This window comes from Citrobacter sp. B72, from assembly GCF_016894305.1.
In the GTDB taxonomy this organism is placed as follows: domain Bacteria; phylum Pseudomonadota; class Gammaproteobacteria; order Enterobacterales; family Enterobacteriaceae; genus Citrobacter; species Citrobacter portucalensis.
On sequence record NZ_CP069801.1, the window covers coordinates 3228603 to 3251573 of the forward strand.

Genomic DNA, 22971 nt, shown 5'->3' on the forward strand with positions numbered 1-22971 from the left:
GTATCCTGAAAGAGAAAGAAATATGTGACAAACCGCTTATTATGCCATAAGTCTGCAAGAAGATCGCGTCTTCATGCGGAAGGGAAAAAGTGAAACCAAAAGGAAAAAAATGTGATTTAGTACACATCCGAATTCCTTGTTGCTCAGATTGCACATATAATGCGTGCCCAACACTACATAAATCTCAACCCACTAGCCTGCCTGGCACTGAATCTCGCATACATGAATATGAATATGAAATTAACAACGCTTTTCGCGGCGGCACTCGCAATAGTTGGTTTTTGTAATACCGCTTCAGCCGTCACGTACCCGCTGCCGACTGATGGTAGCCGTTTGATTGGCCAAAACCAGGTCATTACTATTCCTGAAGGCAACACCCAACCGCTGGAGTATTTTGCGGCAGAGTATCAGATGGGTCTGTCTAACATGCTGGAAGCCAACCCGGGCGTGGATACCTTCCTGCCGAAAGGCGGCACCGTGCTGAACATTCCTCAGCAGTTGATCCTGCCGGATACCGTGCATGAAGGTATTGTTATCAACAGCGCTGAAATGCGTCTGTACTACTACCCGAAAGGCACCAACACCGTAATTGTTCTGCCGATCGGTATCGGCCAGCTGGGCAAAGACACGCCAATCAACTGGACAACCAAAGTAGAACGTAAAAAAGCGGGCCCAACCTGGACGCCAACGGCGAAAATGCATGCGGAATACCGCGCTGCGGGCGAGCCGCTGCCAGCCGTTGTTCCGGCAGGTCCGGATAACCCGATGGGACTGTACGCGCTGTATATCGGTCGCCTGTATGCCATCCACGGCACCAATGCTAACTTCGGCGTAGGCTTACGCGTCAGCCACGGTTGCGTGCGTCTGCGTAACGACGACATCAAATTCCTGTTTGAAAATGTGCCAGTCGGCACCCGTGTACAGTTTATTGATGAGCCGGTAAAAGCCACTACCGAACCAGACGGCAGCCGTTACATCGAAGTACATAACCCACTGTCTACGACTGAAGCACAGTTCGAAGGCGGAGAAATCGTACCGATTACCCTGACCAAGAGCATTACCAGCATCACCGGCCAGTCTGACGTCGATCAAGCCGTCGTTGAGCAGGCGGTACAGAACCGTTCAGGTATGCCGGTTCGTTTGAACTAATCTGCTATATATGCCCGATGGCGCTACGCTTATCGGGCCTACCAACGCAGTAGGCCGGATTAGGCGCCAGCCGCCATCCGGCACATCACATCAATTACATCAACAGCAGCAAACCATACCCCACCAGCGCCGCCCATATCAGCATCGGTACCGAATACCAATGAAAACGCCACCAGATCCGTCGGTCGTTTGCCATCCGTAACGCAATGAGATTCGCCAGCGATCCCGGCAACAGACCAAAGCCGCCCACATTAACCGCCCAGGCCAGCAGCAGCGTCGGCGGGACATAGTTCAGCAGCAAAATCGTACTGGGCACATTACTGATAAACTGCGACAGGCCAATAGCCGTTAACCAAAGTCCCGGTGCTGAGAGCGTGCCAATCTGGTGGGAAATCCCCTGCAAGGCCGGGAGCTGCGTCAGCAAATGCACATCAATGAACATCGCCATAAATACTAACAGCAACGTCCAGTCCACGCTGAGGATCACGCGACGCGCCAGTACCATGAACCCTGCCGCCACAATAGCCAGCCCCCACAGCTCTTGCTTTAACTCCAGCGCCGCCAGGAAGATGATATACAGCGCCAGACAGCTCCATACCAGGCGTGGTTGCCAGTCAGACGCGCGCGTACCGGTATGATAGTGCAACGCTTTATGCGGGAAACTGAACCAGCACAACACCACCAGCGTCAGCATCATGGCCCCCGCAAGCGGCGCCATTTGCCAGGTAAACGCGGTAAACGATAAGCCTGAGCGTCCCCACATCAGAATGTTTTGCGGATTACCTATTGGCGTGAGCAACGATCCGGCGTTTACCGCCAGCGCCTCAAAGATAATCAGGCGATTCACCGGAATGGCACATAATTTTTTCAGGGTGATGGTCAGCGGAACAACAATAAACAATGCAACGTCGTTGGTCAGAAACGTCGACAACAACGCCGCCGCCAGCACCATAAATATCGCCAGCTGGCGCTCTGTTTTGAAGCGGCGGGTCATCTTGCGACCTAACACATCGAAATAACCGCTTAGCTCCACGCCTTTAGTCAGTAACATCAGGCCGCTAAGCGTGATTATCGTGTGCCAGTCAATCGCCCCTGGCCAGGACCGGGGCGTAAATGGCGTAAACAGACTCAGTACAACCCCAACGATGATTAACAGCTGGAAAAAACGATCGCGCTGTAAGGCTCGTAATAAAGGAAAACTCATTCAGAGCCAGTTCCTTGCTGTTGCGTAAACCGGCTAAAAGCCTCCAGCGTTTCCTTACTGACGTGATGCTCCATCCCCTCCGCGTCGCGACGGGCAATTTCCGGGCTGATGCCTAACATCAACAGGAAATTTTCCACAATCTGATGACGTTCCCGGCTCTCCTGGGCCAGTCGTTCACCTTCTGCAGTTAAGAACACCCCACGCCACGGGATCATTTCAATCAATCCGACTGAAGCAAGGCGCTTAAGCATTTTAGCAACCGTCGGCTGGGAAACCCCAAGTCGCGCTGCCATATCCACCTGGCGCGCTTCACCTACCTCAATAATGAGATCGGAAATCAGCTCTACGTAGTCATCAATCAGCTCGCGGCGATGCGCCTCCCGGACCTGACGAAATCCTTCAACGTGTTCTTCGACATTCACCAATTGCGTCACTTTTTTTGTTGTTGGCATACCTGCGCGACGACTCATTCTGCTTCCTCGTTACTGTGACGCGTTAACGGCATCTGATTAGAGAGCGCTCATTGTAAACCAGAGTTGCGTGGGCACAAAAAATTAACGTTTTAGCAATAGCTATATAATATAGCCTGTGCTATATCTGTATATAATAAAGACATCCCTCAAGGACTGATGGGATCGTGAAGTCAGGAGGTTTACATGAATGAATTTAAGAGGTGTATACGCGTGTTTAGCCACTCTCCCTTTAAAGTACGGTTAATGCTGATCTCTATGCTGTGTGACATGATTAACAGCAAACCAGAGCAGGATAAACCTTCAGAAAAATAATGCGGCGTCGCGGTACGCCGCTTCATTTTCCTGCCGTCATTCGGGTACGGTGGTGGTTTTCGTCTCAATAACCCTTCTTTTTGTCAGTTTTGCCACGTCCCTCGCAAAACAATTTCTTTGTAGTAGTTGACCTTCTCTTGCGCACACTCTATCTTTTCGCAGCCCTGCGTATATTGCGGCTCGCGGATGCGGACCCTATCCCTCTTCTCGCTCTCTCAGGCAGGCAATGACCCTTAGCGCCAGGGTAAGCACATGGCGTTTTTGTAACAGTGGCATATGAATTTAACCCTCAAAGATTCAATCATTGCTCGTAGCCGAGCGATTAGTCCGTGGACTGGCCTCTATTTCTTACAGTCTTTGCTGATCAACCTTGCACTGGGCTATCCGCTTAGCCTGCTCTATAGCGTTGCTTTCACCTGCATATTGATGCTGCTGTGGCGTAGCGCGCCGCGCGCGCAGAAAGCACTGATTGGCATTTGCTCACTCATTGCAGCAATGTACTTTCCGTTCGGCCAGGCTTATGGTTCACCGAACTTCAATACCTTGCTGGCGCTGCACTCAACCAATATGGAAGAGTCAACCGAGATCCTGACCATCTTCCCCTGGTACAGTTATCTGGTAGGAGTGTTTATTTTTGCCCTTGGCGTTATCGCCGTACGCCGTAAAAAAGATGTGCAGCAGCGCAGCTGGAATAAGTTCGACAGCATTTGTTTGCTGTTTAGCGTTGTCGCATTCTTTGTTACCCCGGTACAAAACCTGGCCTGGGGCGGCGTGTTCAAGCTGAAAGACACTGGCTATCCGGTTTTCCGTTTCGCCAAGGACGTTATAGTCAATAACAACGAAGTGCTCGACGAACAAGAGCGTATGGCGAAACTGTCGAGCGTAAAAGACAGCTGGACGGTAACCGCCGTTAAACCGAAGTATCACACCTACGTCGTGGTGATCGGCGAAAGCGCCCGCCGCGATGCGTTAGGGGCGTTTGGCGGCCACTGGGATAACACCCCGTTTGCCAGCTCCGTTAACGGCTATATCTTCGCGGATTACATTGCGGCCAGCGGTTCAACGCAAAAATCGCTCGGCTTAACGCTTAATCGGGTAGTGGATAATAAACCCCAGTTCCAGGATAACTTTGTCACCCTGGCTAACCGCGCGGGCTTTCAGACATGGTGGTTTTCCAATCAGGGACAGATTGGTGAATACGATACGGCCATCGCCAGCATTGCGAAGCGCGCTGATGAGGTTCAGTTCCTCAAAAGCGGTGACTTCGAAGCGGATAAAAACACCCGTGACGAAGCGCTGTTGAAGATGACTGCCCAGGTGCTGGCAACCGAGCGCACCCAGCCACAGCTCATCGTGCTGCATTTAATGGGCTCGCATCCGCAGGCCTGTGACCGAACGCAGGGTAAATACGAGACTTTCGTCCAGTCAAAAGAGACATCTTGTTATCTGTACACCATGACGCAGACAGATGACCTACTGCGCCAGCTTTACGAGCAGTTACGTAACAGCGGTAATAGCTTCTCGATGGTCTATTTCTCCGATCATGGCCTCGCGTTTAAAGAGCGGGGAAAAGAGGTGCAGTACCTGGCGCATGACGATCAGTTCCAGCAGAATTTCCAGGTGCCTTTTATGGTGCTGTCGAGCGATGATAAAGCGCATCGGGTGATTAAAGCCCGTCGCTCCGCCAATGATTTCCTCAGCTTTTTCTCGCAGTGGACGGGGATAAGCGCAAAAGAAATCACCAACAGCTACCGCTTTATCTCAGAGAAAAAAGCCGGGCCGGTGTACATCACCAACTTCAAACTGCAGAAGGTGGACTACAACCATCTGGGTACCGATATTTTCTCAACCAAATAATACGTTGTCGGCCGGATAAGGCATTTTGCTACCGATGCCTGATGCGCTGCGCTTATCAGGCCTACAACGACATTCCTTCCTGCATTACACGCAAAAAAAATCCGCCCCAAGAGGCGGATTTTTCATATCACCGAAGTGATTAGAAGCGGTAACCCACGCCAGCAATCCAGGTGCCAACGTCAACGCTACGAATACGGCTCTGCTCGTAGGAGAAGTCCAGAGCAACGTTTTCGATCGGGTTGAACTGCAGACCAGCACCGTAAGAGAAACCGTAGTCGCTGGTGCTGTGGTTGTCAGCCGGAGATGCTGCGTTCTGGAATTTACCGTAACCAACACCCACTACACCGTAGATGCTTGCCCAGTCGTTCAGACGGTAAGCCGGACCAGCAGTGATGCCGTAGTATTGGGTTTTGTTGTAGTCGCCAGAAGCATCGGTACGATCTTTTTCAGTGTAAGTGAAGGAACCGATAACACCCAGCGGGTTGTTGTCCTGCTCGTAGCGATACTTCAGGTTGAAACCGTTCATTTTGTTCGCTGCGCCCTGAGCATCGCTCTGAGCGTAACCACCGGTAACGGTAGAAGTAGCAGCTACAGCAGTACCTGCGGAGAAAGCCAGAACAGCGGCCAGTGCTGAAAGACATGCAATTTTTTTCATAACCACCTCAAATGTGCTTCAAGTAAATCTTAAGTTTTAAATATACCAAAAATTGATGGGAAACTCTTTGCGATTCGCGATGTCTAACGGGGTCTTTCATGTAACAGAACATTTCAAAAACCCGCTATCTCTTTCAATTAACATCACTTTTTCAACTGAAAATACCATTATTGCGCGCACAATATGGCACATTCATCCAGAACATTCCTAATCACACAGATTATTAATCCATCATTTTCATGCCATTGTACGGAACTGAGCAATTTTTTTTTCAACGAATACTCAACCAGTTGAGCGTAATTCCATTACACTCGCTGTTTTACTTTTCTATACATAAAGTCATCTGCGTCGTAACAATGCTGAAGCGTGGCACAGATGGAGACGTGTAATCATCATTTGACAGGAGAAAGGATGCCGGGGTTGTCACGTAAAGCGCCAGTCTGGTTGCCTATTTTGGTTTTGCTTATTGCTATGTCCTCCATTCAAAGCGGAGCATCACTGGCAAAATCGTTGTTCCCACTCGTCGGTGCGCCGGGCGTTACCGCGCTGCGCCTTGCGCTGGGTACGCTCATTCTTATCGCTTTCTTTAAGCCCTGGCGTTTACGATTCACCAAAGAACAACGCCTGCCGCTACTGTTTTATGGCCTATCTCTGGGCGGGATGAACTACCTTTTCTACCTGTCAATCCAAACCGTCCCACTGGGAATCGCCGTGGCGCTGGAATTTACCGGCCCGCTCGCGGTAGCGCTGTTTTCATCCCGACGCCCGGTGGATTTCATTTGGGTTGCGTTGGCAGTGCTCGGGCTTTGGTTCCTGCTGCCTCTGGGTCAGGACGTTTCTCACGTAGATTTAACCGGCGCAGCGCTGGCGCTGGGGGCTGGCGCCTGCTGGGCCATCTATATTCTTACCGGGCAGCGAGCCGGGGCGGAACACGGTCCGGCAACCGTCGCGGTAGGGTCATTCATTGCAGCACTGGTATTTGTTCCAATCGGCGCACTCCAGGCCGGAGATGCCCTGTGGCACTGGTCCATTCTGCCGTTAGGTCTGGCCATTGCAGTCCTCTCTACTGCGCTTCCCTATTCGCTGGAGATGATTGCTTTGACGCGCCTGCCTACACGTACTTTCGGTACATTGATGAGCATGGAACCCGCGCTGGCAGCGGTTTCCGGAATGATCTTCCTCGGTGAAACACTGACGCTTATCCAGACGCTTGCTCTGGGCGCCATTATTGTCGCATCAATGGGCTCTACGCTTACTATTCGTAAAGAGCCACAAATAAAACAAGTCGACGTGAATTAACCACGTATTATTCTGCATGGTTTGCATAATCATGCAGAATATCCAATTGTAAATCTGCGTGATAATAATTCTAATAAATATAATTTTCTCATCCGCATATTTCATTTAATCTTAAAATTAACATAAAAATAACACAACGCAAGTAACAATACACTCATCACATTGATTTTATTTGATATTTTATATTTACCCTCTTCTTCGCTATTAAAGTGATAGGCAACACCGGAAACAAAAATCCAAATTTAGCGCTATACTTAATTCCGTTGAAGAGTTGGGACATAAATATCAAGAGGATATGAAAATATGAGTACCGCGAAACTGGTAAAAACAAAAGCATCCGCCCTCCTTTATACCCGCAACGATGTATCTGATAGCGAAAAGAAAGCGACCGTAGAACTGCTGAATCAGCAAGTAATCCAGTTCATTGACCTGTCATTGATCACCAAACAGGCTCACTGGAACATGCGCGGTGCAAACTTCATTGCAGTACATGAAATGCTGGATGGCTTCCGTACAGCTCTGACCGATCACCTCGATACCATGGCTGAACGCGCCGTACAGTTGGGCGGTGTGGCACTGGGCACAACTCAGGTTATTAACAGCAAAACGCCTCTGAAAAGTTACCCGCTGGATATCCATAGCGTACAGGACCACTTAAAAGAGCTGGCCGAACGTTATGCCGTAGTTGCAAACAGCGTACGTAAAGCTATCAGCGAAGCAAAAGACGAAGATACCGCGGATATCTTTACCGCAGCTTCTCGCGACCTCGATAAATTCCTGTGGTTTATCGAAGCCAACATTGAGTAACAGCAGACATAAGAATTACCTATATAACCCTCGCTTCGGCGGGGGTTTTGCACATCTATGGTGCATAACATTGATCATTCGTCACTCCAAAGTAAATTATTTGTAATAATCACTTCACACAATCGTTAACGAAAGATTGTTTTATCAACAATTTTTACGCTAAATAGTCATACCGTTTGCACCGTGACTGGTTCGCACCAAATGAGTGCCCCAAAACAGTGCAGATTATTCGCTATGCCCTACTTATTGTGCAGAGAAACGAGACACCCTCTTGTTAAAACAATGAGTTGCAAAATTGGCACGATTTTTTCATTAAGCCATATGTTCTCGCAGGGGATCGCCCCGTGGATATAAAAGGAAATCCTATGAAGTCTGTATTAAAAGTTTCACTGGCTGCACTTACCCTGGCTTTTGCGGTGTCTTCCCATGCCGCAGACAAGAAACTGGTTGTCGCAACCGACACCGCGTTTGTACCGTTTGAATTCAAACAGGGTGACAAATACGTTGGTTTTGATGTGGATCTGTGGGCTGCCGTGGCCAAAGAACTGAAACTGGATTATGAACTGAAACCGATGGATTTCAGCGGCATCATCCCGGCTCTGCAAACCAAAAATATCGACCTGGCACTGGCAGGTATCACCATCACCGATGAGCGTAAAAAAGCGATCGACTTCTCCGACGGCTACTACAAAAGCGGTCTGTTAGTGATGGTGAAAGCGAATAACAACGACGTCAAAAGCGTAAAAGATCTGGACGGTAAAGTCGTTGCAGTTAAGAGCGGCACCGGTTCCGTTGATTACGCGAAAGCGAATATCAAAACCAAAGACCTGCGTCAGTTCCCGAATATCGATAACGCATATATGGAACTGGGCACCAACCGCGCAGACGCTGTACTGCACGACACACCAAACATTCTTTACTTCATCAAAACAGCTGGCAATGGTCAGTTCAAAGCTGTAGGCGAATCGCTGGAAGCCCAGCAGTACGGTATCGCCTTCCCGAAAGGCAGCGACGACCTGCGTGAAAAAGTGAACGGCGCGCTGAAAACGCTGAAAGAGAACGGTACTTACAACGAAATCTACAAAAAATGGTTCGGTACTGAACCTAAATAATAACCGGCAGCGTTGCCCGGTGGCGTGATGCTTACCGGGCCTACGCCTGGATTTTTGAGACCTGTAGGCCGGATAAGCACAGCACATCCGGCAAAACGGGCATTTGAATATTTACACCACGGTAACAGGAACGACATATGCAGTTTGACTGGAGTGCCATCTGGCCCGCCATCCCGCTTTTGATTGAAGGCGCCAAAATGACCCTGTGGATCTCGGTCCTCGGTCTGGCTGGCGGTCTGATAATCGGACTTGCAGCAGGGTTTGCGCGCACTTTCGGCGGTTGGATCGCCAACCACGTAGCGCTGGTGTTTATCGAAGTCATTCGCGGTACGCCAATCGTTGTGCAGGTAATGTTTATTTACTTCGCTCTGCCAATGGCATTTAACGATTTACGCATTGACCCCTTTAGCGCCGCCGTTGTCACCATCATGATCAACTCCGGGGCCTATATTGCGGAAATCACCCGCGGTGCGGTGCTCTCAATCCATAAAGGATTCAGCGAAGCCGGACTGGCGCTTGGACTTTCACGCACAGAAACAATCCGCCACGTAATTTTACCCCTCGCACTGCGTCGTATGCTGCCGCCGCTGGGTAACCAGTGGATCATCAGCATAAAAGATACCTCGCTGTTTATTGTCATTGGCGTCGCTGAACTGACCCGTCAGGGCCAGGAAATCATTGCCGGTAACTTCCGCGCACTGGAAATCTGGAGCGCCGTTGCGGTGTTCTATCTGATCATTACGCTGGTGCTGAGCTTCATTCTGCGTCGTCTGGAAAGAAGGATGAAAATCCTGTGATTGAATTTAAAAACGTTTCTAAGCACTTTGGTCCAACCCAGGTGCTGCACAATATTGACCTGAACATTCAGCAGGGCGAAGTGGTGGTGATTATCGGTCCGTCCGGGTCCGGTAAATCTACCCTGCTGCGCTGTATTAACAAACTGGAAGAAATCACCTCCGGCGATTTGATCGTCGATGGTCTGAAAGTAAACGATCCGAAGGTAGACGAGCGGTTAATCCGCCAGGAAGCCGGGATGGTGTTTCAGCAGTTCTATCTGTTCCCGCATCTGACGGCGCTGGAAAACGTCATGTTCGGACCGCAGCGCGTACGCGGGGCGAATAAAGAGCAGGCTGAGAAACTGGCTAAAGAGCTGCTAGCGAAAGTGGGTCTGGCTGAGCGTGCGCATCACTACCCTTCTGAACTGTCCGGTGGTCAACAACAGCGTGTGGCTATCGCCCGTGCGCTGGCGGTGAAGCCGAAAATGATGCTGTTTGATGAGCCAACCTCAGCACTCGACCCGGAACTGCGTCATGAAGTTCTGAAAGTGATGCAGGATTTGGCGGAAGAAGGGATGACCATGGTGATTGTGACCCACGAAATTGGCTTTGCCGAAAAAGTGGCTTCACGCCTGATTTTCATTGATAAGGGACGAATTGCCGAAGACGGTAATCCGCAGGCCCTGATTGAAAATCCCCCCAGCCAACGCTTACAGGAATTCTTGCAGCACGTTTCCTGATAGCTCAACCTCCCTTCGCCCGAAGGGAGGTTTTTCACCAGAATCCTCTCATTTCAATTCCCTCCCGCTCTGACATCTATACTTATCCTTTTGAATTTATTTTCTCATGGGAGGAGTCATGCGCTGGATCCTGTTCATCTTTGTTTGTCTGTTGAGTCTTCCGACTCAGGCAGTGACGATACCAGGCGTCACCACGCCAACGTCAACCAACGCACAAACCGCCCCGGCAAAGGAGCCGGATGTTGAACAGAAGAAAGCGGCCTACGGCGCACTGGCTGATGTGCTGGAAAATGACACCTCACGTCAGGAACTGATCGTTCAGTTACGCAAAGTGGCAACTGCCCCCCCTGCCGAGCCGGTGCCAACCATTGTTCCACCCACATTAACAGAAGAAAAAACGGTGCTGGAAAACGTCACGGATGTCACACGGCACTACGGTGAGGCGCTCTCCAGCCGCTTTGCCCAACTTTATCGCAATATTACCGATGCACCGCACAAGACCTTTAACCCGCAAACGTTCACCAATGCCCTGACTCATTTTTTAATGCTGGCGGCGTCAGTGTTCGGGTTTTACTGGCTGATCCGCCTGTGCGCGCTGCCGCTGTATCGCAAAATGGGGCAATGGGCGCGGCGGAAAAACCGCGAACGCAGCAACTGGCTGCAGCTTCCAGCAATGATCGTTGGCGCATTCATTATTGATTTGCTTCTGCTGGCGCTGACATTGTTTGTCGGGCAGATACTGAGCGACAGAATGAACGCCGGCAGTCGCACCATCGCCTTTCAGCAAAGCCTGTTTCTCAATGCCTTTGCCCTGATTGAGTTCTTCAAAGCCATTCTGCGTCTGATATTTTGCCCAACAGTGGCCGAACTGCGTCCGTTTAACATTCAGGATGCCGGTGCGCGCTACTGGAATCGGCGTTTGAGTTCATTAAGCAGTTTGATTGGTTACGGGCTTATAGTTGCCGTTCCCATTATCTCCAATCAGGTCAATGTGCAGGTCGGCGCGATGGCCAACGTCATCATCATGCTGTGTATCACGCTATGGGCGCTGTACCTGATTTTCAGAAACAAGAAAGAGATAACGCTGCATTTACAGAATCTGGCAGAAAGATCGTTAGCTTTTTTCAGCCTGTTTATCCGCGCCTTTGCGTTGGTATGGCACTGGCTGGCCAGCGCCTACTTCATTGTGCTGTTTTTCTTTTCACTGTTTGATCCGGGCAACAGCCTGAAATTCATGATGGGCGCTACGCTGCGCAGCCTGGTAATCATTGGAATTGCCGCCTTTGTTTCCGGCATGTTTTCCCGCTGGATAGCCAAAACTATTACCCTTTCGCCACACACCCAGCGCAACTATCCGGAACTCCAAAAGCGGCTGAATGGCTGGCTGTCGACGGCGTTAAGCGTGGCCAGGATCCTGACGGTGTGCGTTGCGGTCATGCTGCTATTGAATGCCTGGGGACTGTTCGACTTCTGGAACTGGCTGCATTACGGCGCAGGAGAAAAAACGGTGGATATTCTGATCCGTATCGCGCTGATTTTATTCTTCTCCGCCATCGGCTGGACGATCCTCGCCAGCCTGATTGAAAATCGCCTGGCTTCCGATATTCATGGCCGCCCGCTACCCAGCGCTCGTACCCGAACCCTGTTGACGCTGTTTCGCAACGCGCTGGCGGTGATCATCAGCACGATCACCATCATGATTGTGCTGTCGGAAATTGGCGTTAATATCGCCCCATTGCTGGCCGGGGCCGGGGCGCTGGGGCTGGCAATCTCTTTCGGCTCGCAAACGCTGGTAAAAGATATTATTACCGGGATTTTTATTCAGTTTGAAAATGGCATGAACACCGGCGACCTAGTGACCATCGGTCCACTCACCGGTACGGTTGAACGAATGTCCATTCGTTCTGTGGGCGTGCGTCAGGACACCGGGGCGTACCATATTATTCCCTGGTCATCGATAACGACCTTCGCCAACTTTGTGCGTGGAATTGGATCGGTCGTCGCCAATTACGACGTAGACCGCCATGAGGATGCGGATAAAGCGAATCAGGCGTTGAAAGACGCGGTTGCTGCGGTGATGGAAAAAGATGATATTCGCGGGCTGATTATCGGCGAACCGTCGTTTGCCGGGATTGTAGGATTAACCAATACGGCATTCACGCTACGGGTCTCGTTTACCACCTTACCGCTGAAGCAGTGGACGGTACGTTTTGCGCTCGACAGCCAGGTGAAGAAATACTTCGATCTGGCCAAAATACGCGCCCCGGTACAGACGTATCAAGTGTTACCTGCACCAGGGAATGGTCCTGCGTCGGCGGCAAGCGAACCACTACCGCCAACCGAGCCAACGCTTTAGCGTTTACGCGCCATAAAACGACGACGCTGATCGTTATCCATAAAGGTCCAGGCAATAAAGCGACTCTGCTTTTGTCCCTGGGCCATCTCTTTCTTGACCACTTTCACCGCGCCCGCATCCGTTAATGCGTGGTACAGCGGAGGCAAGTTCTCGCCGCGAGAAACCAGTGTAGTAAACCACATCACCTGGCGACCAAAGGCCTGGCTTTCAGCAATCATTTTCTTGATGAACGCCACTTCACCGCCTTCACACCACAGCTCCTGCTGCTGTCCGCCAAAGTTCAGTGCATCGTCTTTGTCCTGTCCCAGATTACGGCGTTTGCGCTCGCTTCCGGCACGGGCTGAGGCCGCAGAATCATGGAATGGCGGGTTACACAATGTGGCTTCATACTGCTCATTTTTGTGAATGATGCCGTTGAAGATTGCCGTTGCATCTTTCTGGCGACGCAGACGAATAGCACGGGTTAATCCCGGATTGGCGTTGACGATCGCCTGAGCGCTGTTAAACGCTTCGCTACTGGTTTCACTACCCGTGAATCGCCAGCCATATTCATGCACGCCGATCAGTGGATAAATACAGTTTGCCCCCACTCCCACGTCCAGCACGCTCGCATTTGCCGGAATGGTTCCGCTGGTTTCACCCAACAGGTCGGCCAAATGGTGTATGTAGTCAGCACGACCAGGCACCGGCGGGCACAGAAAACCATCTGGAATATCCCAGTTTTTCACCGCATAAAAATGCGCCAGCAGTGCTTTATTGAGCGCCTTTACTGCCTGCGGATTCGCGAAATCAACACTCTGCTCGCCGCCGGGCGTGAGGGTGAGAAATTGCGTCAGCTCGGGCGTAACCTGGCATAAAGTCGCAAGATCATAACGGCCATTGTGGCGGTTGCGTGGGTGTATTCCCGGTTTCTGGGGGGACATAGCATTCTCCTTTTAACAGCGGCGTAAGATACCCGCATAACGCCACGCGGTAAACACACTCATCAAGGAAATTTGATTTTTTATGCCTGTTTCATGGCAAATAAATCGTTCAAAAAACAGACGACTGATCATCGATTTTTTGCGGTAAATATCATCCGCAGGCGGCCTAAACTTATCAGGCACCACCTGTTGTTTCTCAGAGGATATCACCATGAAGAAATGCCTCACATTACTTGCCGCTACCGTACTTACCGGCATGACATTTGCCTCCTTTGCTGCACAGCCATACACCAGCCCAGCTACCGGTCAGCTACAAGCTTCCGGCACCGTATCCGCTACCGGCGCCTCTAATCTGAGCGACCTGGAAGACAAGCTGGCAGAGAAAGCGAAAGAGCAAGGGGCAAAAGGCTTTGTCGTTAATTCTGCAGGCGGTAAAAATCAGATGTACGGCACCGCAACTATCTATAAGTAACCCCCTTCCATAGCCCAACTGCATTCGTCCCGGATGCAGTTTTCTGCGCGCTGTTCACTTCATTGCAGTTCAATTTGTAATCAATATGTTGGCATTTTGAATCCAATGTAAATAAATGTATTTATTTTTGAATTAATGAATGCTAAAACGTCGCACTGATTAGTAATGCTTATCAAAATCATTATCAATTACACATTCATTTCCGCGAGGCCTGCAGGGTATAACATCCATAGAGATGTCCCTTCGCGCGAGTGAAACCGTCCACTCAAAAAATAATAAGTCGCTCATTAACATGGATAAAAATCGCAACTTGCCGTCCAGTAGCTTTCACTCACTGACTTTTTTTGCCGGTCTGTGCATTGGCCTGTCCCCTATAGCTCAGGCTGTCGCTGCGGACGACCAGGATAAAAAACAAGAAGACACTCTGATCGTTGAAGCGGCCAAACCTTCGCTGTACGCCCCAACACAGTCTGCCGACCCTAAATTCTCCCGTCCGGTGGCGGATACAACCCGCACCATGACGGTGATTTCTGAGCAGGTGATTAAGGATCAAGGCGCAACAAATCTGACCGACGCGCTGAAAAACGTCCCGGGCGTTGGCGCATTTTTCGCCGGTGAGAACGGTAACTCCAGCACCGGTGACGCGGTTTACATGCGTGGTGCGGATACCTCGAACAGTATTTATATCGACGGTATCCGTGATATTGGCAGCGTCACGCGCGACACCTTCAATACCGAACAGGTGGAAGTAATCAAAGGTCCTTCCGGTACCGACTATGGACGTAGCGCACCGACTGGCTCTATCAATATGATCAGCAAGCAGCCACGCACTGACTCAGGAATCGATGCATCGGCCAGCGTCGGTAGCGCCTGGTTCCGCCGTGGTACGCTGGACATTAACCAGGTCATCGGCGAGACCACCGCCGCACGTTTAAACCTGATGGGTGAAAAAACGCATGATGCTGGTCGCGATAATGTTAAGAATGAACGTTACGGTGTGGCCCCCTCTCTCGCTTTTGGCTTAGGGACTGAGAACCGACTGTACCTGAACTATCTGCATGTCACCCAACACAACACACCGGATGGCGGCATCCCTACCATTGGCCTGCCGGGATACTCCGCACCTTCTGCGGGGACTTCTGCACTGAATCATTCAGGCAAAGTGGACACGCATAATTTCTACGGTACAAACTCGGATTACGACGATTCGACAACCGATACCGCGACGATACGTTTTGAACATGACCTGAACGACAGCACCACTATTCGCAACACCACCCGCTGGTCGCGCATTAAACAGGATTATCTGATGACGGCGGTGATGGGCGGCGCGTCTAACATCACCCAACCCACCAGCAGCGTCGACAGCTGGACCTGGTCACGCCTGGCAAATACCAAGGATGTCAGCAATAAGATCTTGACCAACCAGACCAACCTGACCTCAACGTTCTACACGGGATCCATCGGTCATGACATCAGCACCGGCGTGGAGCTGACGCGCGAAACACAAACCAACTATGGCGTGGTGCCGATCACCCCACCACCGGTGAATATCTATCACCCCGACAGCAACGTGAATATCGGCGGATTGTCTCGTAACGGCGCCAACGCTAACGGGCAAACAGACACCTTCGGTGTATATGCTTTCGATACGCTACAAATTACCCGTGAGTTCGAGCTGAACGGTGGTATTCGCCTCGACAATTACCGCACTGAATATGACAGTGCCACCGCTTGTGGCGCTTCCGGTCGCGGCGCAGTCGCGTGCCCGACAGGTGTGGCCAAAGGTTCCCCGGTCACCACTGTGGATACTGCCAAATCAGGCAATCTGGTGAACTGGAAAGCGGGCGCGCTGTATCATCTGACCGATAACGGTAACGTTTACATCAACTATGCCGTTTCTCAGCAACCGCCGGGCGGCAGCAACTTTGCTCTTGCTCAGGGCGGCAGCGGTAACAGTGCGAACCGTACCGATTTCAAACCGCAGAAAGCGAAAACCAGCGAGATCGGCACCAAATGGGAGGTGCTGGATAAGCGCCTGCTGTTAACCGCTGCAATTTTCCGCACGGATATTGAGAATGAAGTTGAGCAGAACGACGACGGTACCTATTCCCAGTATGGGGAAAAACGTGTTGAAGGCTACGAGCTCTCGGTAGCAGGCAACATCACCCCCGCATGGCAGGTTATTGGTGGCTACACCCAGCAACGCGCGACCATCCACAGCGGTAAAAATGTTGCTCAAGATGGATCCTCTTCCCTGCCATATACACCGGAACATGCATTCACGCTGTGGAACCAGTATCAGGCTACCGATGATATCTCCGTTGGCGCAGGCGCTCGCTACGTGGGCAGTATGCATCGCGGTTCCGACGGTGCGGTGGGTACGCCATCCTACACTGAAGGTTACTGGGTCGCTGACGCCAAACTGGGCTATCGCGTGAATCGCAATCTCGATTTCCAGCTAAACGTCTATAACCTGTTCGACACCGATTATGTATCTTCCATAAACAAGAGTGGATACCGCTATCATCCGGGCGAGCCAAGAACTTTCCTGCTCACCGCCAATATGCATTTCTAATCCATCGCGTGGGGCGTAAGCCCCACTTTCAGGAGAAACACTGATGATGTACCACATTCCCGGCGTTCTGTCGGCGCAGGATGTAGCCTGGTTTCGCGAACAACTGGACGCTGCCGACTGGGTTGATGGCCGCGCAACCACCGGCGCTCAGGGGGCGCAGGTTAAAAACAACCAGCAGGTGAATACGCAAAGTGAACGCTACGGCGTTTTACAACAGGCGGTACAGACTGCGGTAAATAACAGCGCGCTTTTCTTCGCCGCAGCACTACCGAAAACGCTCTCCACACCGCTGTTTAATCGCTACCAGGACAACGAGACCTACGGTTTTCACGTTGACGGTGCGGTGCGTAGCCATCCGCAAAACGGCTGGATGCGCACGGACCTTTCCGCAACTTTATTCCTGAGTAACCCGAATGATTATGAAGGGGGAGAACTGCTGGTCAATGATACTTACGGCCAGCATGCGGTGAAGCTTCCGGCAGGCGATCTGGTGCTTTACCCTTCCAGCAGCCTACATTGCGTCACGCCAGTGACCCATGGCGTTCGTGTAGCGTCTTTTATGTGGATACAGTCGATGGTCCGTGACGACAAAAATCGCGCCATGCTTTTTGAACTGGATAAAAACATTCAATCCCTGAAGGCTCGCCATGGGGAGAGCAGCCAGATCCTGTCATTACTCAATCTCTACCATAACCTGCTGCGCGAATGGTCTGAAATCTGATACTGCTGGCGCGTGGTCGTTTTTCAGCCATCACCTTCGCTATACTTAGTCTGTAGACATCAGCAGGAGATACACATGGCATCCGGATGGGCAAATGACGACGCGGTTAACGAACAGATCAACAATACTATTGAAGATGCTGTTGCCCGCGCTCGCGGTGAGTTACCGACGGGGGAAAGTCTGTATGAATGCGAAGAATGCGGCAATCCTATCCCTCAGGCCAGACGTGAGGCCGTGCCAGGGGTACGCTTGTGCATCACCTGCCAACAGGATAAAGATTCACATAGCGCATCATTTTCAGGATATAATCGCAGAGGTTCGAAAGACAGCCAGCTACGTTGACTTATCTTTACCAAAAGTTTCAGCGCATACGATTTCCTTTACGAGCACGCTTTTTTGCACCCTGTGTAGCAAAATGTGCCGTTGTCGCCTTCTCTGTAAAGCGCAATGACAAGAACTGTAAATCCCTCACTCGAATTTATTAATATTCAATAAGTTATTTGTCATTCAATTTTTTTGATTGATGTCGTCAATTCTATTCGATTTTCTCTCACCAAAAAAAACGTGATACTTATCACATCGACGGAACAACGTCTTCTTAAAGAACACTGACTAACAGAACAACCCTGCGAGAGATTAATCATGAAAAATATCAAATTTGCTGTTGCTGCCATCGCCCTGTCTACCCTGTCATTTGGCGTTTTCGCTGCCGAGCCGGTTTCCTCTACTCAGGCGCAAAACATGAACAAAATTGGTGTGGTATCTGCTGACGGCGCCACTACGCTGGACGGCCTGGAAGCCAAACTGGCTGAGAAAGCGAATGCTGCTGGCGCAACTGGGTACAGCATCACTTCCGCTATCGGCAAAGACAAAATGAGCGGCACCGCGGTTATCTATAAATAACCGAAAGATTACCTGTACGACCCAATGCTCCAACCCTCATTGACCCTGTTTGTTACCCTTTGTTTGCCCGTCCGCCACTGGACGGGCTTTTTTTTGCCTATTGTTTCAGCCGCTGGCAAAATTCCCGCAACACGGCCTCTGGCATCCCAATTTGCAGTGCTGCCTCACAAATCGCTTGCCAGCTTCCGGCATCCAGCGGAATACCGTGTTCCAGCCGTTCCTCGCGAGTATTCACCTCCCACTCCCCAGGCAACAGGATCGGGGCATCTTCAGCATGCGGCGACGCTTTCACCCACTCAGCAAATGCCGCGACCTGGTTGTCGCAGTCCGGCGCGCCGAACAGTTGTGGATTCATAATGATGGTGGTCATACAGTTAATGATGGCGTCCGCGCTGGTCTGCAGGCTCTCTTCATGTGTGGTTTTACCGCCAGAAAGCGCACCGCCCATAATTTCGCACATCGCCGCCAGCGCATACCCCTTGTGCTCGGCAAAAGTCAGCAACGACCCCAGCGGAGAAACCTGCATTACCGCAGGATCGGTAGTGGGAACACCCGCCACATCAATCAGGCATCCTGGAGCCACCGGCTCGCCCTTATGCCATGCCACACGGGTTTTGCCAAACGCGATGGCGCTGGTTGCATAGTCCAGCAACAGTGGGAAGGTATTTTTACGCGGGAATACGACGCAGAAGGGATTGGTTCCAAAACGGCTATCGCGGCCATGAAACGGTGCGACCATCGGGATCCCCACCACATTCACAAAGTGTACCGAGACAAAACCTGCCGCCGCACATTGCTCCGCCCAGTAGCCAATACGGCCGATATGGTGCGAATTATGTAATGCCACGGCGGCGATTCCGTACTGACGCGCTTTTTCGATTCCAAGCGTGATTGCCTCGTGTGCCGCCACCTGACCAAACGCACAGTCGCCGTCAAGTGTAATCACCGCCCCCGCATCTTTTACCACTTTGGCATGACGGTTGATCTGCAGATGCCCCTGCGAGAATGAACGAATATAGCTTGGGATCATACCGATGCCATGGGAGTCGTGACCGGCGAGGTTAGAGGCTATCAGATGGTCGGCCACCAGCCGCGCCTCCTGATCATTGCTTCCCATCTGATGAAAAACGGCCTGGATAAAGGCGTGCAGCGTTGGCACATGGAAGCGATGTCCACTGTTCATTGTTATCTCCTGTTGTGTCGCGTGTTTGTTGTGTTTCTTATTTTTCAACAAACTATGCTGCGCCACGGTGCGCTGGAGGTCAATAAACGTGCAGAAATTTCACATTGCCGAAAAGAGAGAACCGACAGGCCAGGCAACAGGCCCGTCGGGATAACAAATGGTTTAGAAACTTTGCTCGACGCGGGCAAGTCCTTCAGCCAGTGAGGCGGACTCACCGGTTGCCACCAGGCAGCAGGCCATCTGGATTTTCAACGATGCCGGAACAGGCTCACTGCCAGCCAGACAACGCTCAATCCAGCGCGCGGTGGTTTCCGGGTCTTTTGCTACCGGTAGCGGTACCGGCTCGTCAGGCATCTCGCTCTGTCGGTCTTGTAGCACTCGCACACCGGATGAATCTATCAGGCTTATCTGCGGGCAGCGCTGCGGGTTGGCATACACTTCGCCCTCGGTACCATGCATCAACAGGCCGCGCCCACCGATATCGCCGAAGAACTTCGCCACGCGCGAAACATATTCCGGGTGGGACACGCTGGAAAGACGCAGCGCGGCATCTTCAGCAAACGGCGTGGCTAATTTAGCCAGCGTATGTGCACTGTTACGCACACCCATGCGCCAGCGCATCGCCAGCTGTTTCTCCAGCGGAGGACACAGCGCGCTCACCGGGATAAACACCGGCTCATGACCATCCAGCTTTGCCTGTGCCTGTCCCGCATGCAGCGTTGGCGTAATGCCCATCAGTTCGAAAATGGTTTCTGTCAGCACGCGGGTTGGATCTTCACTGACGCCGTGCACCACTACTGGAAAACCCAGCTTGTGCAGTAAAATTGCCAGCAACGGAGTCAGATTCGCCTGCTTGCGTGCGCCATTATAGCTGGGAATGACAATCGGCATGGGTTTGGTTACCGGCGGAGTCAGGCGAATGGTGTGGTTTTGCATCGCTTCGTAAAAGCCCAGCATCTCCGCTTCACCTTCGCCCTTGATACGTAGCGCAATCAGTACCCCGCCCATCTCAAGGTCAGGTACGTCGCCGTTCATCATATGGGTATACAGTCCGCGAGCAGTATCCTTATCCAGGTCACGCGCGTGATTTTTTCCTCGCCCAATCTCTTTAATGATTTTGCGGTAATCCATCGATAACTCCTTGCCTGTTGCTCGCATCGTTAACGCCGACGGCGGCGCGTGGGTTTCGCTTTTTCTTTTGGTTTTACTATAACGTCTGGCACAGCAGGTTGCTCTATCGGAAATATGGGTAACGCGTTCAGTAAACGCTTGCCATAGCTTTTGGTCAATAAACGCTTGTCATAAATAACCACTTCTCCCCAGCAGCCATGGCTACGGATGAGTCGCCCAACCTGCTGGATCAAATTGAACGACGCCGCAGGCAGGCTCTGCACCTCGAAGGGGTAGCGGTTCAGACTTTTCAACCACTCACCCTCGGTGATCACCACCGGGCTGTCGATAGGCGGAAAAGCAATTTTGTGAATGTGCACCTGAGTCAGCAGGTCGCCTTTCAAGTCCAGACCTTCAGCAAAAGATTGCAGCCCAACCAGCACACTGCGCTCGCCGTTGGTCACCCGTTTGCGGTGCAACTCCACCAGACGATAGCGCGGCTGATCGCCCTGCACCAACAACAGCAGGCGCAGATCGGTAACGTGCTCAAGAAAACGCTGCATCGCGCGACCGCTGGCAAAGAGTACCAGCATGCCCTGATGCTTTTTACTCTCCAGCTGTTCGCGAAAATAGGCGGCCATTTCCGCGATATGCTGCTCTTCGTTATCAATTAACGGTTCGTAGCGCATCTGCGGAATGACTATTTTGCCCTGTTCAACGTGATTAAACGGTGAATCCAGCGCGACAAACCGGTCCCCTGCTTTTTCCTTCAGACCGCTCATCTCCTGCAAACGCGAGAAGCTGTTGAGCGATCGCAGCGTTGCGGAAGTGACAATAATATGCGGGACGCTACGCCACAGCAGTCGTTCGAGCTGATCGCTCACACGGATCCCCACGCAGTGGAACCAGACGTGGATCTGCCCGTCACGCACCTCGCGCGTCGCCCATTTACTCACCGGCGCGCCTGACGACTGCGCGAGCGATGCCAGCCGCCACAGTTTGCTTTGCGCCTCAAACATGCCCAGCGCCCGGTTTATCTGCAAAATAACCCGATGCAGGCGCACGATATCGTGAGTGCCGGTTTTTTCGCTGAGATCGTTGAGGAACAGTTCCGCCAGACCGCGCAGCATTTCTGTTAGCTTTGCCAGACGCTGACAAATCTCCATCACTTCCGTAGGCAATTCGCCCATCGCGAAGCGGTGTTCTGCCTCCTGGGTTGCGGGCATATACAGATTAAGAATGTTATTGAGCGATGAAATCAGCTCATACAGCTCCTCACAGTGACCGTTCAGACGCTCGGCATTTGCCAGTGGCGGCGTGGTCTTCGGGCGAAACTGCTCCAGGCAGGTAGCCACTAATTTGCAAAATAGATCCAACTGAAGTCGATACCAGGGGGCGCTGATTTCTGCGCTCATCTCCAGCGCATCGCGCGCGACATCCGGCAAATGGTGGCCTTCATCAAGTACCAGCAGTAGGTTTTTCGGCTCCGGCAAAACGGCTTCGCTTTCCATGGCAGCCATTACCAGCGCATGATTAGCCACGACCACTTCAGCTTCCTGAATCTCCCGGCGGGCGACAAAAAAAGGGCATTCACGATAGTAGTGACAGTTGCGATTCAGACAGCTGGCTTTATCGGTGCTCAGACGCTGCCAGAGTCCATCGTCGATAGCAATATCGGTGTGGTCGCGCAGCCCGTCCCACTTGTAGCTGTCGAGATCGCCTTTTAGCCTGGCACAGCGCTTTTGTTCTTCCTGGTTGTTGGGCGTCAGGTCATCGTCGAGAAAAGCCAGCAGATCCTGTTGATTGGGTTCAGTGCTGGCCAGCGCCGCTAAGTTACGCGGGCAGACATAGCGTCCGCGACCAAACGCAGCGGTAAAACGCAGGTCGGGGATAATTTTGCGCAGCAGCGGTAAATCTTTGCTGTAGATCTGGTCCTGCAAAGCGACGTTGGCGGTACTGACCACCAGCGTTTTTTGTTCTTCACGCGCGATGGCAATACCGGGAATCAGATACGACAGGGTTTTCCCCACCCCAGTCGGTGCTTCAATCGCCAGATGCCGCCCTTCTTCCCCGGAGAGCGTTTTCGCGACGTCAGCAATCATCTGCCGCTGCGGCGCACGGGGAATAAAGTCGGGGATCTGTTCCTGAAGCGCCTTGTACCAGGCGGCGATTTGCGCTTTTAGCGCAGCCGTAAGTGCCATGAGAAAACCTGAAATACTGTATAAACAGCCACTATTGTGGCACATTTCAGGCGTTGGATGTACCTTTTTCCCCCATTCTGGAAAGCGCTTCGCAGCTCTGGCTTAAATTACCGGATGGCGGCTTACTCCTTATCCGGCCT

General features: G+C 51.7%; 21 protein-coding genes. 14 read left to right on the top strand and 7 right to left on the bottom strand.

All coding sequences use genetic code 11. From position 1 onward, the window contains the following. The first annotated feature begins 228 nt into the window (after nt 1-228). The gene (gene ldtB, locus JQN59_RS15445; protein ID WP_008784213.1) at nt 229-1149 is read left to right on the top strand and encodes a L,D-transpeptidase; all 921 of its coding nucleotides are present in this window, start codon (nt 229-231) and stop codon (nt 1147-1149) included. A 94-nt stretch (nt 1150-1243) separates the two neighbouring features. Here ldtB and JQN59_RS15450 read toward each other — a convergent pair whose 3' ends face one another. Further along, on the bottom strand, nt 1244-2353 hold the full coding sequence (locus tag JQN59_RS15450; protein WP_032942779.1) for an anion transporter: 1110 nt from the start codon (nt 2351-2353) through the stop codon (nt 1244-1246). Next, the gene (mntR, locus tag JQN59_RS15455; RefSeq protein WP_003831586.1) at nt 2350-2823 is read right to left on the bottom strand and encodes a manganese-binding transcriptional regulator MntR; all 474 of its coding nucleotides are present in this window, start codon (nt 2821-2823) and stop codon (nt 2350-2352) included. The genes JQN59_RS15450 and mntR overlap by 4 nt, the downstream gene beginning before the upstream one ends. A 186-nt stretch (nt 2824-3009) precedes the next feature. On the opposite strand from mntR, the gene mntS reads away from it, so the two are divergent. Both mntS and JQN59_RS15465 read left to right on the top strand, forming a co-directional pair. Continuing rightward, nucleotides 3010-3138, top strand: coding sequence for a manganase accumulation protein MntS (mntS, locus tag JQN59_RS15460; protein ID WP_003831584.1), 129 nt, complete (start codon nt 3010-3012; stop codon nt 3136-3138). 276 nt (nt 3139-3414) lie between these two features. Further along, nucleotides 3415-4995, top strand: coding sequence for a phosphoethanolamine transferase (locus tag JQN59_RS15465; protein WP_048214618.1), 1581 nt, complete (start codon nt 3415-3417; stop codon nt 4993-4995). A 139-nt stretch (nt 4996-5134) separates the two neighbouring features. On the opposite strand, the gene ompX is transcribed toward JQN59_RS15465, so the two are convergent. After that, complete coding sequence (ompX, locus tag JQN59_RS15470; protein ID WP_048214619.1) at nt 5135-5650, bottom strand: outer membrane protein OmpX; 516 nt, start codon at nt 5648-5650, stop codon at nt 5135-5137. 411 nt (nt 5651-6061) lie between these two features. Between ompX and rhtA the strand changes: the two genes are divergently transcribed. The 6 genes from rhtA (at nt 6062) to ybiO (ending at nt 12740) form a co-directional block, all read left to right on the top strand. After that, the gene (gene rhtA, locus JQN59_RS15475; protein ID WP_149607130.1) at nt 6062-6949 is read left to right on the top strand and encodes a threonine/homoserine exporter RhtA; all 888 of its coding nucleotides are present in this window, start codon (nt 6062-6064) and stop codon (nt 6947-6949) included. A 303-nt stretch (nt 6950-7252) separates the two neighbouring features. Then, complete coding sequence (gene dps, locus JQN59_RS15480; protein ID WP_003035253.1) at nt 7253-7756, top strand: DNA starvation/stationary phase protection protein Dps; 504 nt, start codon at nt 7253-7255, stop codon at nt 7754-7756. 365 nt (nt 7757-8121) lie between these two features. Continuing rightward, the gene (glnH, locus tag JQN59_RS15485) at nt 8122-8868 is read left to right on the top strand and encodes a glutamine ABC transporter substrate-binding protein GlnH (protein WP_003035251.1); all 747 of its coding nucleotides are present in this window, start codon (nt 8122-8124) and stop codon (nt 8866-8868) included. A gap of 137 nt (nt 8869-9005) precedes the next feature. After that, nucleotides 9006-9665, top strand: a complete 660-nt coding sequence (gene glnP, locus JQN59_RS15490) for a glutamine ABC transporter permease GlnP (RefSeq protein WP_003035248.1) — start codon at nt 9006-9008, stop codon at nt 9663-9665. After that, nucleotides 9662-10384, top strand: coding sequence for a glutamine ABC transporter ATP-binding protein GlnQ (gene glnQ / locus JQN59_RS15495; protein WP_003035246.1), 723 nt, complete (start codon nt 9662-9664; stop codon nt 10382-10384). Before glnP ends, glnQ begins: the two co-directional genes overlap by 4 nt. A gap of 118 nt (nt 10385-10502) precedes the next feature. Continuing rightward, nucleotides 10503-12740 (top strand): mechanosensitive channel protein, encoded by a 2238-nt coding sequence (gene ybiO, locus JQN59_RS15500; RefSeq protein ID WP_149607129.1) that lies wholly within the window; start codon nt 10503-10505, stop codon nt 12738-12740. Here ybiO and rlmF read toward each other — a convergent pair. Beyond that, a complete protein-coding gene (gene rlmF, locus JQN59_RS15505; RefSeq protein WP_103015137.1) occupies nt 12737-13663 on the bottom strand; it encodes a 23S rRNA (adenine(1618)-N(6))-methyltransferase RlmF in 927 nt (308 codons plus the stop codon). The two genes, ybiO and rlmF, sit on opposite strands and share 4 nt — an antisense overlap. Before the next feature lie 211 nt (nt 13664-13874). Here rlmF and mcbA point away from each other — a divergent pair, with 211 nt between their 5' ends. From mcbA to ybiJ, 5 genes are all read left to right on the top strand, one after another. After that, nucleotides 13875-14135 (top strand): DUF1471 family periplasmic protein McbA, encoded by a 261-nt coding sequence (mcbA, locus tag JQN59_RS15510; protein WP_003035239.1) that lies wholly within the window; start codon nt 13875-13877, stop codon nt 14133-14135. A gap of 292 nt (nt 14136-14427) precedes the next feature. Then, nucleotides 14428-16713, top strand: a complete 2286-nt coding sequence (locus JQN59_RS15515) for a catecholate siderophore receptor Fiu (protein WP_149607128.1) — start codon at nt 14428-14430, stop codon at nt 16711-16713. A gap of 43 nt (nt 16714-16756) precedes the next feature. Further along, complete coding sequence (gene ybiX / locus JQN59_RS15520) at nt 16757-17434, top strand: PKHD-type hydroxylase YbiX (protein ID WP_149607127.1); 678 nt, start codon at nt 16757-16759, stop codon at nt 17432-17434. Between the two features lie 75 nt (nt 17435-17509). Beyond that, complete coding sequence (locus tag JQN59_RS15525; protein WP_008784204.1) at nt 17510-17776, top strand: DksA/TraR family C4-type zinc finger protein; 267 nt, start codon at nt 17510-17512, stop codon at nt 17774-17776. 300 nt (nt 17777-18076) lie between these two features. Then, nucleotides 18077-18337 (top strand): DUF1471 family protein YbiJ, encoded by a 261-nt coding sequence (ybiJ, locus tag JQN59_RS15530; RefSeq protein WP_003831561.1) that lies wholly within the window; start codon nt 18077-18079, stop codon nt 18335-18337. 97 nt (nt 18338-18434) lie between these two features. Here ybiJ and JQN59_RS15535 read toward each other — a convergent pair whose 3' ends face one another. The 3 genes from JQN59_RS15535 to dinG form a co-directional block, all read right to left on the bottom strand. Further along, on the bottom strand, nt 18435-19520 hold the full coding sequence (locus JQN59_RS15535) for a malate/lactate/ureidoglycolate dehydrogenase (RefSeq protein ID WP_149607126.1): 1086 nt from the start codon (nt 19518-19520) through the stop codon (nt 18435-18437). Nucleotides 19521-19682: 162 nt separating this feature from the next. Then, entirely contained in the window at nt 19683-20651 is a 969-nt protein-coding gene (gene ybiB / locus JQN59_RS15540) for a DNA-binding protein YbiB (RefSeq protein ID WP_048214626.1), read from the bottom strand. A gap of 29 nt (nt 20652-20680) precedes the next feature. Further along, a complete protein-coding gene (gene dinG / locus JQN59_RS15545; RefSeq protein WP_149607125.1) occupies nt 20681-22831 on the bottom strand; it encodes an ATP-dependent DNA helicase DinG in 2151 nt (716 codons plus the stop codon). Nucleotides 22832-22971: the final 140 nt, after the last annotated feature.

What these genes read in the sequence shown, in the direction of transcription:
- rhtA (WP_149607130.1), top strand. Translation starts at nt 6,062, where the DNA reads ATGCCGGGGTTGTCACGTAAAGCGCCAGTCTGGTTGCCTATTTTGGTT.
- JQN59_RS15465 (WP_048214618.1), top strand. Translation starts at nt 3,415, where the DNA reads ATGAATTTAACCCTCAAAGATTCAATCATTGCTCGTAGCCGAGCGATT.
- mntR (WP_003831586.1), bottom strand. Translation starts at nt 2,823, where the DNA reads ATGAGTCGTCGCGCAGGTATGCCAACAACAAAAAAAGTGACGCAATTG.
- JQN59_RS15515 (WP_149607128.1), top strand. Translation starts at nt 14,428, where the DNA reads ATGGATAAAAATCGCAACTTGCCGTCCAGTAGCTTTCACTCACTGACT.
- ybiB (WP_048214626.1), bottom strand. Translation starts at nt 20,651, where the DNA reads ATGGATTACCGCAAAATCATTAAAGAGATTGGGCGAGGAAAAAATCAC.
- ybiO (WP_149607129.1), top strand. Translation starts at nt 10,503, where the DNA reads ATGCGCTGGATCCTGTTCATCTTTGTTTGTCTGTTGAGTCTTCCGACT.
- mcbA (WP_003035239.1), top strand. Translation starts at nt 13,875, where the DNA reads ATGAAGAAATGCCTCACATTACTTGCCGCTACCGTACTTACCGGCATG.
- rlmF (WP_103015137.1), bottom strand. Translation starts at nt 13,663, where the DNA reads ATGTCCCCCCAGAAACCGGGAATACACCCACGCAACCGCCACAATGGC.
- dinG (WP_149607125.1), bottom strand. Translation starts at nt 22,831, where the DNA reads ATGGCACTTACGGCTGCGCTAAAAGCGCAAATCGCCGCCTGGTACAAG.
- glnH (WP_003035251.1), top strand. Translation starts at nt 8,122, where the DNA reads ATGAAGTCTGTATTAAAAGTTTCACTGGCTGCACTTACCCTGGCTTTT.
- JQN59_RS15535 (WP_149607126.1), bottom strand. Translation starts at nt 19,520, where the DNA reads ATGAACAGTGGACATCGCTTCCATGTGCCAACGCTGCACGCCTTTATC.
- ldtB (WP_008784213.1), top strand. Translation starts at nt 229, where the DNA reads ATGAATATGAAATTAACAACGCTTTTCGCGGCGGCACTCGCAATAGTT.
- dps (WP_003035253.1), top strand. Translation starts at nt 7,253, where the DNA reads ATGAGTACCGCGAAACTGGTAAAAACAAAAGCATCCGCCCTCCTTTAT.
- JQN59_RS15525 (WP_008784204.1), top strand. Translation starts at nt 17,510, where the DNA reads ATGGCATCCGGATGGGCAAATGACGACGCGGTTAACGAACAGATCAAC.
- mntS (WP_003831584.1), top strand. Translation starts at nt 3,010, where the DNA reads ATGAATGAATTTAAGAGGTGTATACGCGTGTTTAGCCACTCTCCCTTT.
- ompX (WP_048214619.1), bottom strand. Translation starts at nt 5,650, where the DNA reads ATGAAAAAAATTGCATGTCTTTCAGCACTGGCCGCTGTTCTGGCTTTC.
- glnP (WP_003035248.1), top strand. Translation starts at nt 9,006, where the DNA reads ATGCAGTTTGACTGGAGTGCCATCTGGCCCGCCATCCCGCTTTTGATT.
- ybiX (WP_149607127.1), top strand. Translation starts at nt 16,757, where the DNA reads ATGATGTACCACATTCCCGGCGTTCTGTCGGCGCAGGATGTAGCCTGG.
- JQN59_RS15450 (WP_032942779.1), bottom strand. Translation starts at nt 2,353, where the DNA reads ATGAGTTTTCCTTTATTACGAGCCTTACAGCGCGATCGTTTTTTCCAG.
- ybiJ (WP_003831561.1), top strand. Translation starts at nt 18,077, where the DNA reads ATGAAAAATATCAAATTTGCTGTTGCTGCCATCGCCCTGTCTACCCTG.